This is a genomic window from Pseudoalteromonas sp. APC 3224 (genome assembly GCF_030407535.1).
Lineage (GTDB): Bacteria > Pseudomonadota > Gammaproteobacteria > Enterobacterales > Alteromonadaceae > Pseudoalteromonas.
In genome coordinates, this window is the sequence record NZ_JASDDF010000031.1 from 1 (window position 1) to 16964 (window position 16964).

At 40.6% G+C, this 16964-nt stretch carries 12 protein-coding genes; 7 read left to right on the plus strand and 5 right to left on the minus strand.

Features of this window, described 5'->3' with window-relative positions; all coding sequences use genetic code 11:
• Nucleotides 1–83: 83 nt before the first annotated feature.
• Nucleotides 84–2858, plus strand: a complete 2775-nt coding sequence (locus QL989_RS14375) for a collagenase (protein ID WP_290170880.1) — start codon at nt 84–86, stop codon at nt 2856–2858.
• 150 nt (nt 2859–3008) lie between these two features.
• Here QL989_RS14375 and QL989_RS14380 read toward each other — a convergent pair whose 3' ends face one another.
• The 3 genes from QL989_RS14380 to QL989_RS14390 all read right to left on the minus strand — a co-directional run bounded on the left by QL989_RS14380 (nt 3009) and on the right by QL989_RS14390 (nt 6117).
• The gene (locus QL989_RS14380; protein WP_178956913.1) at nt 3009–3242 is read right to left on the minus strand and encodes a hypothetical protein; all 234 of its coding nucleotides are present in this window, start codon (nt 3240–3242) and stop codon (nt 3009–3011) included.
• A gap of 342 nt (nt 3243–3584) precedes the next feature.
• Nucleotides 3585–4805: a Xaa-Pro peptidase family protein gene (locus QL989_RS14385; protein WP_178956912.1), complete on the minus strand. Its 1221-nt coding sequence runs from the start codon at nt 4803–4805 to the stop codon at nt 3585–3587.
• 22 nt (nt 4806–4827) lie between these two features.
• On the minus strand, nt 4828–6117 hold the full coding sequence (locus QL989_RS14390; protein WP_290170881.1) for an FAD-dependent oxidoreductase: 1290 nt from the start codon (nt 6115–6117) through the stop codon (nt 4828–4830).
• Nucleotides 6118–6386: 269 nt separating this feature from the next.
• On the opposite strand from QL989_RS14390, the gene QL989_RS14395 reads away from it, so the two are divergent.
• The 4 genes from QL989_RS14395 (at nt 6387) to QL989_RS14410 (ending at nt 9929) form a co-directional block, all read left to right on the plus strand.
• Nucleotides 6387–6611 (plus strand): hypothetical protein, encoded by a 225-nt coding sequence (locus QL989_RS14395; RefSeq protein WP_178956910.1) that lies wholly within the window; start codon nt 6387–6389, stop codon nt 6609–6611.
• A gap of 3 nt (nt 6612–6614) precedes the next feature.
• Entirely contained in the window at nt 6615–7616 is a 1002-nt protein-coding gene (locus QL989_RS14400) for a 4-hydroxyproline epimerase (protein WP_138609503.1), read from the plus strand.
• 13 nt (nt 7617–7629) lie between these two features.
• Nucleotides 7630–9126 carry an aldehyde dehydrogenase (NADP(+)) gene (locus QL989_RS14405; protein ID WP_290170882.1) on the plus strand — a complete coding sequence of 499 codons (1497 nt, stop codon included), beginning with the start codon at nt 7630–7632 and terminating at the stop codon, nt 9124–9126.
• A gap of 134 nt (nt 9127–9260) precedes the next feature.
• Entirely contained in the window at nt 9261–9929 is a 669-nt protein-coding gene (locus QL989_RS14410) for a GntR family transcriptional regulator (RefSeq protein ID WP_178956908.1), read from the plus strand.
• 388 nt (nt 9930–10317) lie between these two features.
• Here the strand turns inward: QL989_RS14410 and QL989_RS14415 are convergent, their stop codons facing one another.
• Nucleotides 10318–11286 (minus strand): dihydrodipicolinate synthase family protein, encoded by a 969-nt coding sequence (locus QL989_RS14415; RefSeq protein ID WP_290170883.1) that lies wholly within the window; start codon nt 11284–11286, stop codon nt 10318–10320.
• A gap of 606 nt (nt 11287–11892) precedes the next feature.
• Here QL989_RS14415 and QL989_RS14420 point away from each other — a divergent pair.
• Together QL989_RS14420 and QL989_RS14425 are read left to right on the plus strand one after the other, a co-directional pair.
• On the plus strand, nt 11893–14886 hold the full coding sequence (locus QL989_RS14420) for a TonB-dependent receptor (protein WP_290170884.1): 2994 nt from the start codon (nt 11893–11895) through the stop codon (nt 14884–14886).
• Between the two features lie 648 nt (nt 14887–15534).
• Complete coding sequence (locus QL989_RS14425; protein ID WP_138609495.1) at nt 15535–15939, plus strand: hypothetical protein; 405 nt, start codon at nt 15535–15537, stop codon at nt 15937–15939.
• A gap of 34 nt (nt 15940–15973) precedes the next feature.
• Here the strand turns inward: QL989_RS14425 and QL989_RS14430 are convergent, their stop codons facing one another.
• On the minus strand, nt 15974–16867 hold the full coding sequence (locus QL989_RS14430; protein ID WP_290170885.1) for an AraC family transcriptional regulator: 894 nt from the start codon (nt 16865–16867) through the stop codon (nt 15974–15976).
• Nucleotides 16868–16964 lie beyond the last annotated feature (97 nt).

The following is a 16964-nucleotide window of genomic DNA, read 5'->3' on the forward strand; positions in this document are numbered from 1 at the left end:
TATACAATGATAATGAGGTGTTACAAATTGTATCTCAATAACCAGTTCTGGATTAAGAACATACTAATCATCGAAGGTATAATATGAAAATTAACACACTGATTTTGACGTTACCGATATTAGGTATGAGTTCAATGGCATTGGCTGACAAGGTGGAGGAGCGAACATTTAAACCTCAGACAGCCGTTGTAGAGCGTTTACATCATCATGGCGTTGAACAAAATCATAATGAAAAAGCACCGATTGCAAAAATGCAAAGCCAGCAAAAACTTTTTAATGCGCGTGTGATGACGATGCAAGCAGTCGCCGTTACGTGTGATTTGAATGCATTAGCAAACGCGAGCACATCAAGTATTATTACAGAAATTCAAAACCAAGGTACACAATGTATTAATGAGTTGTTTAGTGCCTCTGCTTTAACACAAAGTCAGGTGTTTACGTCTGATAAAATGTTTGCTGTTGCAAATCATGCTAAGGCACTTTCACTGACTTATGCTGGCGGCGGAAATGTAGAGTTGGAAGCGCTATTTTTATACCTACGAACTGGTTTTTACGCTGAGTTTTATAACGACAATGTTAGTTTTGCAACGTGGGTCACCACCGCAGTTGTGGGGGCGGTTGATGCATTTGTTGCCAATAGTCATTTTTACGACGATAACGACGGTCATGCTAAAACGTTAAACGAAGTAATCATCACAATGGACAGCTCAGAGCAACAGCATCGTTACCTTGAAGTGGTAAAACAATGGTTGAGCCGTTTTAATGAAAGCTACGGCGCTAAGTGGAACGTACGAAGTGCAGTGAATGGTATTTTTACCTTGTTATATCGTGGTCAATGGAATGATGAATTTGTTACGGCAGTGGGCAAAGACACTGATTTAGTAACAAGGCTCAGTGCGTTTACTCAAAAACAATGGATGATTGGATCAGACGCACAGTACCTTATTGTTAATGCAGCAAGTGAACTTGCTCGGTTAAAGCAATACTCAGATACACCGATTCAAAGTGCTGTAGATACTGGTCTAAATGCTATTTTTTCAACGTATACTAGCTTTGGTTATGGTGATGCGGTTTGGCTTGCGGCAGCTGACTCGGTTAGTTATTACGCAGATTGTAATGATTATGGTATTTGTGGGTTTGTAGATAACCTGATAGGTCAAGCACTGCCACAAAGCTATAGTTGCAGTAGCACGATTAAAATTCGTTCGCAAAATATGACTGTTGCGCAACATGCCGCCGCGTGTGATGCAATGGGTGCTGAGGAAGGGCTATTCCATACTAAACTTGCCACTAATAACACCCCCGTAGCTGATGATAATAATAGCTTTTTACAAGTGAATATTTTCGATAGTAGCGACGATTACGGTAAATATGCGGGGGTCATTTTTGGTATTAATACCAATAATGGTGGCATGTATTTAGAAGGTGATCCATCCGTTGTTGGCAACCAAGCAAACTTTATTGCTTATGAAGCAAATTATGCAAATGCAGAGCATTTCGTTTGGAATTTAGAGCACGAATATGTGCACTATCTCGATGGGCGATTTGATCTGTATGGCGACTTTAACTCTCCTACAGAAGATGTTGTTTGGTGGTCGGAAGGGGTTGCTGAATACATTGCTAATTTAAATGATAATGACGCAGCAAAAGAAACCATTAGTGATGGCTCACGTTTTACCCTAGCACAAATCTTTTCCACTACTTATGATGGTTTTGATCAAGACCGAATCTATCGTTGGGGTTACCTAGCTGTGAGGTTTATGTTTGAACGCCATTATGATGAAATTAATACTATGCTTGCCCATACCAGAGTGGGTGATTGGATTGCCTACAAAGCAAAAACAGAACAGTGGAAAAGTAGTTACGAAAGTGAATTTGTACAATGGTGCGATGATTTAGTTGCTGGCGCGCCTTCAAATATTCCGCCGACAGTTCAAATAAACGGCCCATATTATGGCGTGCAAAATAATGACGTCAGTTTTACCAGCAATGGCAGTATTGATAGTGATGGCTCAATTGTAAGTTATCAATGGAACTTTGGTGATGGCAGTAGCTCGAATCAGGCTAATCCACTTCACAGGTATATCAGTGAAGGGGAGTACAACGTAAGTTTGATAGTTACTGATAATCAAGGAGCAAGTCAATCAGCTATCACGACAGCGACCATCGAAAAAGATAGTAGTGTCGGTGATAACATATTGCAAAATAATCAAACAGTTCAGACTAACGGCGCGCAAAATGAGCAGCAATACTTTACTTTTGCCGTTCCGCAAGGTGCCAGTGAACTAGTATTTACAATTACTGGAGGAGAAGGAGATGCTGACCTGTATGTAAGCTATGAAGCGGCACCAACAGAGACCGTTTACGATTGTCGTCCTTATATTGGTGGTAACGAAGAGCAGTGCGCCATTGACCCAGTACAAGTTGGTACTTATCAGGTTATGTTATATGGATATAATGCATTTGAAAATGTGCAATTAACAGCGTCTTATACGCCAGCCACTTCCAATGTGCCCGATGTATGTGCCACACAAGGCAGTCGTAGCAACGGTCGTTTAAATGATGGCGAAGCGGTTTGTTTAGGTAACAGCGGTCCGATGTGGTTTAGTCTTGCTGATGTGCAAAGTCAAAGTGGGATTGCAATCACCACGGCCAATGGCAGTGGCGATATAAGCCTTAGCTATGCCGAGAGCTCGTGGCCTAATGGCAATAACGAATTGGCTGAGTCAAATAATAGTGGTAACGACGAGTGTATTTATATTGCTAATTCAAGCCAATATTGGGGTTACTTAAAGGTATCAGGCTCAAGTAATGGTGTTAGTTTAGTCGTTGACTATAACAGTAGTGGATGTCGTTAATTACTCGCCCTATTAATGGTACTTTTATAGGAAAAGTTTATTCACACTATCTATGGAATAACACTTAAACTGAAAAATGCCGATCAGCTTGCTCACTGGTCGGCATTGATTTTTTTGAAAGGTTTTTACACTACTTTTGTCTTCAAAAGGTTATATTGGTTGCTTTTTGATGATGCGAATTTCTTCTCCGTCTACATCTAATCGTGCCGTGATCGTGATTAACATTGCTTCAGAGGTAGGGGTTAACCCAAACTCGTATTTCTTATCTTCATAAGGCGTGATTGCAACGTCCTGTTGTTGTGTATTTATTGGCGCAGCTTGGTCGTAAGGTGTCGCAGTAAAAGAAATAGTACCCGTAGTAAGACCTGAATAAGGGCCAAACAAATGAGCATTAATTTACCAAGTCTCTAGCGCGGAAAATGGTTAACCAACTGGCCTACGCTTACCTTATAAAGTACATCCCACGTTTTGCCTAAGTGGGAGGTTTATGCCAGAAGCATAATGCTTCGCTTTGGTAAAGTACGTGATTTCATACACTTATTTACCTCAAGCAGTTCACTGTAATAGCAGTACAAAACACTACCTATATGGTGAACAGCAAGAGGCGCCTAATCTCTGATGGAATGTTGCAAATTTATTATTAATTACTCAAAAACAAGCTAAGTGAAGTGAGTAGTGCCAGTGGCTGCATGGTTTTCGTATACATGCAGCAGAGAGTGTTATAAATTAACTGGTTGATTTAAATGGGTCGTCGATACTATGGGATGGCTCAGTAAACCACTTTGGCCCGTTGTCGGTCATATAAAAGTGATCTTCTAATCTTATACCAAACTCATTTGGTACAACGAGCATGGGTTCGTTACTGAAGCACATACCGGTGGCCAGAGGGGTTTTATCGCCGCCGACTAAATAAGGCCACTCGTGAATGTCTAAGCCAATGCCGTGGCCGGTACGGTGTGGGCACCCTGGCGTTTGATATTCAGGACCAAGGCCTTGCTCAGCTAAATAATTACGAGCTCCAGCATCTACGTCTTGACATGTTTGGCCTATTTTTGCTGCATTAAATCCAGCTATTTGTGCCGCTTTTTCATAATCCCAAAATTGGCGCTGGCGATCACTTGCTTCGCCAAACACATAAGTGCGGGTGATATCAGATAAGTAATCGTGCACTTTACAGCCAGTATCAATTAATACCACATCGTCTTTTTTAAGAATTTGCGCGTCTTTTACGCCATGGGGAAAAGAGGTAGCAACACCAAATAACACAATGCAAAAATAGTTACCTGGCGCACCTACTTTTTGGTGCGCTTGTTTAATAAAAGCTTCTACTTCAGTGGTGCTAATGCCTTCATACAGCATACTGGCTGTGGCTTTATGTACCACTAAGGTCATATCCATTGCGCGTTGCATTAATGCAAGTTCATTGGTTGATTTGTGCATACGACAATGTGCTGTTACGGGTTGTGCGTTAACCAGTTTTAAGCCGCTTTGTGCTTTTTTAATGCCATCAAAAATAAAAAACTGTGCACTTTCATCAATGCCAATAGTGCCATCTTTTGCAATGCCCATTTCGGTTATTACATCTACAAATAGCTGATATGGGCTTTCATGTTCTTGCCAACCATGAATTGGGCCATCAATCACTTTAAAGCCATTGAGTGAACCAATTTCAAAAAAAGGAGCAATATATTGTACATCGCCCTGTGCAGGTAAAATTGCTCCCACCAGTCTTTCACTGGCATACCAACGCATTCCCGTAAAATAAGTAAGATTTGTACCAGCGTTTAGATATATGGCGTCAATACCATTTTGTTGCATGTATACTTGAGCTTTTTTAATTCGTTCTAGGTGCTCTTGCGGTTGGATCGGGGTTAAATCGTCAGTCATATTAGATAAACTGGCAAGTGCTTGTTCTTTGGTATGGGTACCAATACCTTGGGCTATCATAGTGCTTTCCTCGTAAGTGTGACTATTGTGCAAGTGGGGCGTGTGAACTGCAAGCAGCTTGAGATGAAAAGCGGCTGATACAATATGGTTTTATATCTACGCTAGGTACTTGTTGTAAACACAAACTAGTTATTAGCTCACCTGTAATAGCACCTTGAGTTAATCCAAGGTGCTGGTGGCCAAATGCAAAAAATAAATTAGTGTGGTTAGGTGCTTCGCCTATGACCGGTAATGAATCGGGCAGTGATGGTCTGCAGCCCATCCACACGCTACTAGGTTGAAGTGTTACCGCTGAATGATTGAGCATTGCTTTGGCATTGGGTAATAATGCCAAAGCGCGTTTATTATTCATTTTACGTTCTGTACCTGCGAACTCTACTGTTCCAGCAATTCGTAAACCTTGGCTCATGGGTGTCATAATAAAACTGCGCTCTGCAGAGGCGACAGGACGAGATAGACCATAATTACTCGATAACATGCAATGATAGCCTCGCTCTGTATCAAGAGGTACATTGTAACCTAAGGGCTTGAGCAGTAATTTGCTCCACGCACCAGCTGCGATGATGACTTTATCGGCTTGAAATTTTTGGTCAGGGCAATTAATTTCATAGCCACTATAAACAGGTGAAACCTCAATCACTTTTTGTTGGCAAAACTGCCCACCTAAAGCTCTAAATTGCTCAGCTAAACTTAAGCAAAATAAATGAGGATCAACGCTGTGTGCTACCTCTTTAAAAAATAATGCATGCGTTATGGTTTTTGCTAAATTAGGTTCCAGTCGTTGTAGTTGTTCAGCATTGAGCAGCTCTACAGCGATACCGTGTGATAAATATTTTTCAAACATAGCCTGTATTTGTGTAACTGGCGTTGTTTCGAAAGTGAGCAAGCTCCCTTTCTTTGTTATTAAATGATTTAATTTGAATTCATCTAGCAGGGTCTCGTAGGCTGTAATTGCAAGGTGGTTGAGCGCCTGTAAAGCGTGGGTATTTGCTTTATAGGTTGAGCTAGCCATGTTATTAACAAACCGCCAAAACCAAGGTAGTGCTTTGATCACATAGCGCCAATCTATTCTAAGAGGGCCGAGTGGGTTTAATAGCATCATAGGCAGCTTTTTTAATAACGATGAGTGCGCTAAAGGAAATACTTGCTCTGTTGCAAAGTGCCCAGCATTCCCTTTCGAGCAGCCTTGAGCTAAGCCATTTTCATCATACAAAGTAACTGTAAAGCCAGCGCGTTGTAATTTTAACGCACAACAAATACCGATTATACCTGCTCCAACCACGCCAATATGTTGTGTTTTATTATCAGACAAAATGCTTACCTCTTTATGCAATATGTTTGTTGTGACGGATGTATTGTGTCTATCTCAAAATTGCATTTATTTTTTAAGTTACGAGATATGATTTTTCAATACTTGTTATTTTGCTTCATTGTTGTTTAGATTCAATGGTTTAATGTTTTTGCTGCTGTTTTATAGATGCCCTTCAATGCCACTAAAGAAAGGAATGCTGAAATAGGATATTGATTATTGTATACAATATACCTACTATATCAAGCATAAACATCAATCAGGTAATTAAAATGACAGTAAATTGGCAACAGGCCTTTGGATCGTTTTCGGCTCAGTTTAATGAAGATGGCGCTATTCATTTTGCAAGTAGCGCAAACATGATCGATGAGCTAAATAATCAAACTGCTCACAGCGTTATTAAGCTAAACGCATCAGATGAAAATGCAGCTGTTACCACGCTTTACACTAAAGCAATGGCAAGCGGTATTGACGTAACAAAATTAAAGTTGGATTAAGTTATGCTCAAAGGGACCTTTTTTTGTATTGACGGCCATACCTGTGGCAATCCCGTAAGGCTAATTACCAGTGGTCACCCGCAATTGAGCGGACAGAGCATGAGTGAGAAACGCCAAGACTTTTTTCAAAATCACGATTGGATACGCCAAGCGCTAATGTTTGAGCCTCGTGGTCACGATATGATGTCGGGCGGATTTTTATATCCGCCTACCACAGAAGACGGCGATGCCGCTATCTTATTTGTTGAAACATCAGGGTGCTTGCCCATGTGCGGCCACGGCACAATGGGTATTGTTACGTTTGCTTTAGAGCATGGTTTATTACATGCAAAAGTGCCCGGGACCTTGCTATTAGATACGCCAGCTGGACGTGTACGAATCAATTATGAAATGACCGATGGTAAAGTTCAGTGGGTAAAAATTTATAATGTTCCCGCGTACTTAGCATATCAGTCAATTGTAATTGAAGTACCTGAACTGGGCGAGCTTAAAGTAGATATTGCCTACGGAGGTAACTTCTACATTATTGTTGAACCGCAAGCCAATTACAAAGGCATTGAGCATTTAACCGCTGGGCAAATTTTAAAGTACAGCCCGCAGGTGCGTGATGCCATAAACGCAAAAATAAAATGTGTTCACCCCCTTGACCCAACCGTTCAAGGTGCAAGCCATGTGTTATGGGCAGGCACACCTAAAAATGCCAATTCACATGCCGCAAATGCTGTTTTTTATGGTGACAAAGCCATTGATCGCTCACCATGTGGAACAGGCACTAGCGCCCGTATGGCACAGCTTTTTGCGAAAGGGCAGTTGGCCCAAGGGCAAGAATTTATCCACGAAAGTTATATCGGTAGCCAATTTATCGGCCGTATTGAACAGGTAACAGAAATCGCAGGCGTAACAGCTATTCTGCCAAGTATTCAAGGTTGGTCTAGAGTAACAGGCACAAGTGCTATCACAGTCGATGACGATGACCCATATGCATTTGGGTTTCAAGTAATATAATCAGGAGCAAAACATGACATTAACAGGACAAAGTTTAGTAGCAGGACAATGGGTTGGTGATTCAGCGAATGGTGAATTTAATGCATTTTCTCCCGCTGGTAATGAACCACTACCTACATGCTTTTTTAATCTCAGCGCCACTGAATTAAACGTTGCAATCGAAGCCGCACAATCGGCTTTTTATGAGTATCGTAAAACTAGCTATGCGCAACGTGCTGATTTTTTAAAGTGTATTGCAGATCAAATATTAGCGCTTGGTGATGATCTACTTGAGCAAACTCAGCAAGAAACCAACTTACCGCTTGCGCGATTGCAGGGGGAGCGCATGCGCACCGTAAATCAACTTAAAGCGTTTGCTAGTGCATTGCGCGAAAACCCTGAATCACCTTTGGGTTTAAAAATAGTGGATGAGGCCGATGCAACAAGATCACCGTTACCAAAACCACACACTGAACTTAACTATTTACCATTGGGGCCGGTTGCTGTGTTTGGTGCATCTAATTTCCCTTATGCCTTTTCAACATTGGGTGGCGATACAGCTGCGGCACTTGCTGCTGGGTGCCCGGTCATTGTTAAAAATCACACAGCGCACCCAGGAACCGGCGAGTTGATGGCACGTGCGGCGCTTGCAGCCATAAAAGAATGTGCGATGCCATTAGGCGTGTTTGCAATGGTGCAAAGCAAGGAGTATGACATAGCACATCAATTAGTTGCAGCGCCGGCAATTAAAGCGGTTGGCTTTACAGGCTCATTTAACGTGGCGAGTAAACTGCAAGAAACGATTGCTAAACGTGAAGAGCCCATCCCATTTTATGGTGAGCTGGGAAGTATTAACCCGCAAGTTATTTTACCCAATAAAGCCATTGAACAGAGTAAAGAAATGGCGCAGTCACTTTGCCAGTCAATGCTTATGGGTAACGGCCAGTTTTGCACCAGCCCTGGGCTTTGGTTAGTGCCAACCGGGTGTGATGAGCTTGAAGCACATATTACTGCGAGTATTAATGATGCACCATCTGACACTTTGCTCACGCCAGGCATTGTTAAAACGTTTAAACACCAAGTAGAAGAGCGAAGTCAACTTGCTCAAGTAAGCGTGTTAGGGAAAGGTAAGCTTGAGCAAACGTTCCATGCTAATGCACATGTATTCGTTTGTAATGCCGACGATTATTTAACAACCCCAGCGTTGAATGAAGAAATGTTTGGCCCTGCTGCATTAGTTGTGCGTTACGACAGTGAACAGCAACTTATGACATTAATAAATAAACTGCAAGGGCAGCTTACAGCCAGCGTTCATGGCACGAAAGCGGATTTAAGCAAAGCAGATAGCCTCATCGAAGCACTGCAATATAAAGTGGGTCGTTTGATAAAAAATCAGATGCCAACAGGTGTTGAAGTGTGTGGTTCAATGAACCACGGTGGGCCATTTCCAAGCTCAACGGATGTACGTAGTACCTCTGTAGGCACAAATGCAATGTTACGTTTTATGCGACCAATTTGCTATCAAGCATAAGATTCATTGGGCGGGATATGCAAATTGTATATTCCCGCTTTTCCTTTATAAACGCTAACTGAGGACGGAATCTAACTTGGCATCTCATGTTACTTGAGTATAATGTATGCTAAATGCAATACTTAAGGATCACCATGGCTATCGAACACAAAACACGCACCCAATTAGTAGCAGAAGCAATTCGTGAAAAAATATTAACCGGTGAAATCAAAGCTGGTGATCCACTGCGTCAAGCTGCACTTGCTGCTGAGCTTAATGTAAGCCGAATACCTGTTCGTGAGGCACTGCTTCAGCTCGAAGCTGAAGGGCTTGTAAATTTTGAAGCGCATAAAGGAGCCACGGCAACAGAGCTTTCAGCATCACAAATTGATGAAATCTTTGATTTAAGGGCATTACTTGAGGCTGAGCTGCTAAGTCACTCAATAGAAGGTTTAACAGATCAAGATTTAATTGATGCTGAGCTTATCTTAACTGAGCTAGAAAGCGCCATGGATGCAGGTGATACCCACCTAGCAACGGGCGATTTAAACAGCCGTTTTCATGGTAAGTTGTATTCACGCGCACAACGCCCACAAACTCGTGAACTAGTTGATATGTATAGTAAAAATTCAGAGCGTTATGTGCGCATGCATATTTTACTAGCGGGTGGTTTAACCACAGCACCAGAAGAGCACCGTATATTGTTAAATCACTGTCGTGCAAAGAACACTAAAAAAGCGTGTGACTTTTTGAAAAAGCATATCTTAGGCGCCAAAAACGACATTAAAAAGCTATTACTTAAAATAGAAGACGAAAAAAGGTAGTGTTAAATAAGCCCCTTATTAGCACATTTTTTATAATGTGCTCAGCTTGTTGCTGCCCGTAGGCAAATAAGAATGCTATATTTATGTTGTCTTTAACTTACCTCGATTAGTTTGTTTAATGCGATGTTAGCTAACTGAACAAGGTCCCATCAACTTTTCTGTATTATTAAGTGGGTATGTAAAAAATACTTTAGCTAGATAGGGTAAAAAACTCAGAAGTGCAAAGCTTAGTCTTACGCTATATTTGAATAAACGATATATCTGATTTTCTTTTATGCTCAAGCATGATTATTTAATAAGGTCAGTGCAATCACCGCAAGAGCAGCTTATCTATAGCTACAAAAACGCTCCGTAAAAACGGAGCTTTTGCTTGTCAATTTTTGAAAATTCAGTCTATTAAATCCAGACCCTCGAGTCGTTCTTTTGCTAAGGCATACCTTGTGTGTACATCATCAATTTGCTGTTGATTTAACTTTTTACCAAAAGTACGAAGCCCGCCAGTTACATCATTATGATGAATGCCAAATGCAAACTTAAGGTATTCTAAAAGTAACGGTTGTGCATCAAGGTAAGATATAGAATTCATAGCTTGAGAAATTTTGTTTGCCTCGGCCCACTCACCTTTATTCACGTATTCCTGCATAGTGACACTCGCTTTTGGAAATATACAGCCAACGCCTGTAATTCCACCGCATGCGCCAGCGAGTCCTGCATGTATAGTTACCGTATCTACACCTGCGAGTACTTTTATGTCCTTATTTTCTAGCACCATCGTTTCAATGACAGATACATCTATGGTGGATATTTTAAGCGCCGTAACTTCAGGTAAAGCGGCAAGCTTTGTTAGAAGGTCAGTTGAAAGTGGATGATAGCCAGCGGCGTCCGGGTTGTTATAAGGCATTATTGTAATACCGGCCTCTTTTGCAGCTGTGGCAGAAAGGGAATAATACGCATACATTTCCTCATCAGAAGGCGTGTATTTGGTTTTTGGTGGCATCACCATTACGGTGTCCACGCCAACAGTTGCTAGCTCTGTAACAATTTTGGCCAGCTCTTCTTTGGTTTCTGCGGCTGCGCCACTAATCAATGGAACATTGTATTCTTTAGCAACACTTGAGAGAGCTTTTAGTAAAGAAAGACGCTGTTCGGAGCTTAGGTAGCTGTTCTCACCAAGAGTACCAGAGCCAACAAGGCCTCCCATACGAGTTCCAGCTTTGCCTTGCACCTTTAAAATATCTGCAGCGTATTTTTTCGTTGCATCAAGGTCAATTGCAACGGTTCCAGACTCTGTTTCTTTGAGCCATGTAAATACGGCTGGCATAACTGTGTATCGCCAATCTTTACAGTTTGTTTCCATTATATTTCCTCTAATAAGCAATATTGTATACATTATACATTTCAATTGTATCAGTAAAATTAACTTCGGCAAGTCTAAGAACTAAATTAAAAGGGTATCGTATATGTAAATTATACAGGGGCATGCAAAGGCGAGTAACGCTAACTATATAAAGTGGGGTTAATCATTTAACTATCTTCACGAACTATAGTTTGCTTCTTAATAACCTGAACTCTGGATTATAAACCTACCCCAAGTAGCTATTCTTAGCGTTAACTGAGTTTAATCTACTTGCAATAGGCTAACTATTGCAAGTAATTTCGCTTAGTACCCACTGAAAATCTCTGGCTAGAGAAAATAAACATAAATATCACTTTGATTCAAAATATTAGTAAATCTCTTAACCAGAGTTCAGGTTAAATACTTCAGCTCATGTATTAAATTACGATACTTAATAAAGCTTCCTTTAGTTACAAACTTGCAGAGCAATTGACTTTGTTTAATTTGTATTTAAATTTTAACTAAAAATTATCATATATTTAATATTGTATACAATATGTAATTTATGTATATTTTACGTCGAGGTTAGTCTCACAATAAAAATCTACAGGACCAAGGAATTCTTACATGATTACAAATAATAAAAAACAAACTCGAGGCGTGGGTGCTAGAACTCTGCTGGCAACTGCGGTAACAGCAGCATTATTAATTGCACCAGCGGCACACGCTGTTGATGGCAGTAGTATTGTTAAAGGTCATATTGTTGCGCAATCGGGGAATGATTTAACCGGCGCAACTATTACACTTAAGCACAAAAGCAAAGGGTTGGTTTACACCATTACCAGTAACGCCGAGGGTGATTACTTATTAAGAAACGTACCTGTAGGTACATACGATGTAACTATTGTAAAAGACGGTTATCAAGCAATGACTGAAGAAAATGTTGCGGTAACTATTGGCCAATCAATAATACTTGATGTACAACTTTATAAAGCTGGTATTGATATAGAGCGTATCGCGGTAGCAGGTTCGGCAATTCGTCGTGTAGATATGGCATCTTCCACCTCTGGCTTAACGTTTAGTGATGCTGAACTTAAAGCAATGCCGGTAAATACTGGTTTTGAGAGTATTGCGTTACTAGCGCCAGGTACTGCAGCTCCTGGTGGTTCTAATTTCAAAGGAGCCTCTAGTTTTGGTGGCTCATCAGCCGCTGAGAATGGCTACTATTTTAATGGCTTGAATGTAACCAGTATTCGCACAGGGTTAGGTTCAATTCGTCTTCCATGGGAGGCTATTTCGCAAACTCAAGTTAAAACGGGTGGTGTTAGCCCTGAATTTGGAGGGGCATTAGGCGGTATTGTAAACGCTGTATCTAAATCAGGCGATAATGATTTTAAACTTGGTGCAGAGGTGCGCTGGGATCCTGATAGTCTTCGTAATCAGCATGATTCAATATTTCAAGATAGTGGCACCATCAGTACCAACACTAAGCAAAGTAGTTACGATTTTAAAGAAGTACAGTTATGGGCGAGCGGTGCGCTTATTGAAGATACGCTGTTCTTCTATGGCTTATTTGCTCCACGCAGAGAAGAGTCTAGCAGCGCTGGGCAAACCACGTTCTCTGATTTTGAGCGTGATGAAGATCGTTGGTTCACGAAAGTGGATTGGTTTATTAATGAAGATCACTCTATTGGTTTCTCTGCAATGAACAATAAACGTACTTGGACTGACAAAACGTTTGCTTATAATTGGAAAGATAATGTTGTGGGTGATCAGCAAGGGGTTGATGCACCAGGTGAAGATGGCGGTAATGTTTATAGTATTAACTACAATGGCTATCTGACAGATACTTTTTCAGTGTCAGCCGTTGTTGGCCGTGTTACTGAGAATGTTGAGAACGTGGTAGCGTCTCCAAACCCAGGTGTATGGGATGAAAGAAATGGTTTTGTTACGTTAAGCCAGCACACTAATTCAGGAATAACAGAAGAAGAGTACATCCGAGACCAAGCTCGCATTGATTTTAACTGGGATTTGGATATGCATTCAATCCAATTTGGTATTGATTACACTAACGTGAAGGTCGATTTTTTTGAAGGTCAAAATGGTATTGGGGATGCTAAAGGCTGGTGGACAGTAAAAACGGCCGGTGAAAACGATGTATCGGGCGCTACACTAGGTACTGACTTTATCGAAAGAAGGATTCGTAGCCGTGAGGTCGATTCTGCTACCACTTCATTAGCGTTTTACATTAATGATTCATGGCAAGCTACTGATAATTTAGTGCTTAATATGGGTTTGCGTTATAGCCAGTTCGAAAACACTGTTTCAGATGGTCGGGCTTTTGTTGATATAGATAATCAAATCGCGCCACGTATACAAGCAATTTATGACGTTAATGGTGATGGTAGTGCAAAAGTATTTGCAACCTTTGGGCGTTATTTTCAACCTGTCTCTGCGAACATGAATATCACCCAAGGTTCTGCATCTATTGAATGGTTTGAGTATTTCGAACTGGATCAATTAGAAGGTAGCGGTTCACCTTCTTTATTAGCTGATGGCTCACCTAGCAGAGGGGATATGTTACGTGATAGACGCTGGCGTCAGCGGGGTATTACTGAACCAGGGCTAATTGCCTCTGCTTCTTTAAAACCAATGTACAGCGATGAATTTACAATTGGTTATCAGCAAGAAGTGTTTGATACGATGTCTGCAGGTGTACGTGCTATTTACCGTGATTTAGGTCGCAGTGTTGAAGACACTGATGTAGGCCCTGTGCTTGCTAAAAAGCTTGCTGAAATGGGTATAACCGATAACGTAGGGCAAGGTTCATATTACGTACTCAATAACCCTGGTGAAGCGATTCAAATGTCGTATGACTTTGATGGTGATGGAGAAATTGATAACGTAAATTTAAGTGCTGATGAACTTGCACTTGCCGAAGCACAACGCAAATATTTGGCGCTTGAGTTTACCTTAGATGGCAATATAACTGATGACTTGCGTATCAATACTTCATATACATGGTCACATAGCTATGGTAATACCGAAGGTTTAGTTAAAACGGATAATAACCAAGCCGATCCTGGTTGGACGACCTCCTACGACTATGGTGATTTGATGGATCATGGCTATGGTAATTTACCAAATGACCACCGCCACGCTATTAAGTTTAGTGGCGCCTATAATATTACCGATTCACTGACCCTAGGTTTAGTTGCGCGAACTACATCAGGTCGTCCAAAGAGCTACTTCTCAGTTCACCCTGAAGGTGTCGATAGCTGCGAACAAGGAAGCCCATGGGATGCATGTGTTAGTAAATATTACGATCAAGCATCTCATTATGATGAAAATGGTAACCCTGCGCCACGTGGCAGTAAAGGTAATTTACCTTGGCTCACTAATATAGACATGTCATTGACGTACTACACTGACTTTTTTGGCTCAAACGTGATTTTAAAAGGCACTGTTTATAATTTGCTTAATAGCGATAGTGCGATAAATATCAACGAAGAGCGTGCTCAGTACGGTGAAAATGGCTTAAAGCTTAATCCTGATTATGGCTTAGTGACAGGACGTCAAAGTGCTCGCTATGTGTCATTGACCGCACGAATAGAGTTTTAATTTTCCCTGGTAAGAAGCTGTAAGAGCTCAACTTTAGTATCTCATGACTATGTTGGTGAATGCTAAAGTTGAGTTAATGTTTAAGCACATTCTCATCAAGAGCAACACAGCCTCGATGCTGGGCAGGCAACTGTTTGGCATTTTTGTAGTGAGTTATTGGCACTTTTATTACAAGAAATGAAGGCACATTGCATGCAAAAATAACAAGGGATAATTATGACTCAGCTTTGTTTTCTCATTGGCAGTAGTCACAACCCGATTGGTTACACATCTATACCCTTGATATGCATATGGACGGTGAGCCATTATATATTATTTTAAATGGCTTGCATCAGACACACATATTGATTTAATTGGAAATCATCATAAAGATAGTCGTGAATATGATACTTCCGCAATCACTCGTAGCAGTTTATTTGTAGATAGTAATTAATATATTAAATGAAACTGGTAAGTTATTGTTATCAATGCAAGAAGGTATATTTACTGAGCTTGCCGTGTGTTGAACTGGCTTATTTAGCCAAACAAAATATACCTGTTCGAAAAAGTAGATAAAAAATAACAGTATTTAAATCAGTAGATACAACGTTGAGTGATTTATTTACTCATTTTGTTTACCAAAAAATTAATTAAAATGAAGGTGAATGTATGGTACTTCTAGGGTTAGGGGTTGTATTTATACTAATAGGCTTGTTGCCACTTGTTCGTTGGTTAAAATGTAAAGTTAATAAACGCCATTGGCGAGTGTGTAACATAGAACAAATAACAGCAGCGACAAATAATCAAATAACAGCGCCAGAGCTTTTACATCAGCCAACGATGCTAGTGAGTTTTCGTTTTGATGATCAAGTGTGCAGTATACTAATTGATTATAACGAAAATATGATGTGGCGTTTTAAGCAGGGTAAGCAATGCACGCTATTGGTGGATAAGCACAACCCTCATAAAGTTTACAATAACGCTTTCTTATGGCATAACTACGGCGTAGTGTGGTTGCTGGCAGGTGTAAGTTTATGTATTGCAAGCTATTATAGTGTGGTTATTAAAATATGACTGCGCTTTTAACCACTTAGTAAAGCATTAGCTATTAATGCCGACACTGTTTAGGTGCAATCCCAAAGGTTTGCTTAAATAAACGGCTAAAATGACTGGCGTTATTAAAACCAAGGTCGTAGCACACTTTACTTATAGCTTGGCCTTCTAATAAAAGCGTGCGGGCTTTTTTAAGTCTAAGTTGTTGCTGCCAAAGTGCAGGGCTTGTGCCAAAAGCGAGTTTAAATTGCTGGTAAAACTTACTACGACTCATACAAGTTATTTTGCACAAGGTGTCTATGTCGAGTGTGTCGCTTAAATGCTCTTCAATATAATGTAGTGCATCACTCACGTTACTTTTTAGGCGTAGCTTGTCACAGTTTGCCAGCAATAAATCACGGCTTTGTTGTTGTAATAAACGGGTGATCAATTCGTTTAACGATAAATCAATTAAGTAGTGTCGCTCGGCGCCTTGCTCACTAAATAAATGCACCATTCGCTCTAATAACTGCTGAGTTTGCGTATTATGTTGGGTATGCACTAAATTAGGGCTGTATTTAAACAAGGCATCACTAGCAAAGTTTTGCTGCATATTAAGTGCATTAGCCACATTGGTTATTTTATCGGTGCTGATTTCAATCGCTAAACAGGTGGTAGGTGAGTTGGTAGTTGCCTGAGGAAAATCAATCAGCACTCCTTGCTCGGGCGCTAATACAAACGATTCGTGTGGTAAAAACGCTTTATGATACTGACTATTCTCAACATGCATAATTTTTTTGCCACTGAGCATGGCACAAAATAATAATTCGTTTGAATGCAGCGCCACTTTTTGCGCACTTTTATAAGTATCATAAATACTCAGTTCGCTGTTGTCGGCAGCAAAGCTCACTTTGTTTTCAATAAGTACATCAAGTTGTTGGCGTTTTTTATTTAACTGCGACGAATACATAATCAGCCTCTTTAATGATTAAATCGTTTGGACTCACAGACAATTTTTTTGGATTGCTAATCAAGTTTTTAAGCGCTTAATAGTCTAATGTCAATCA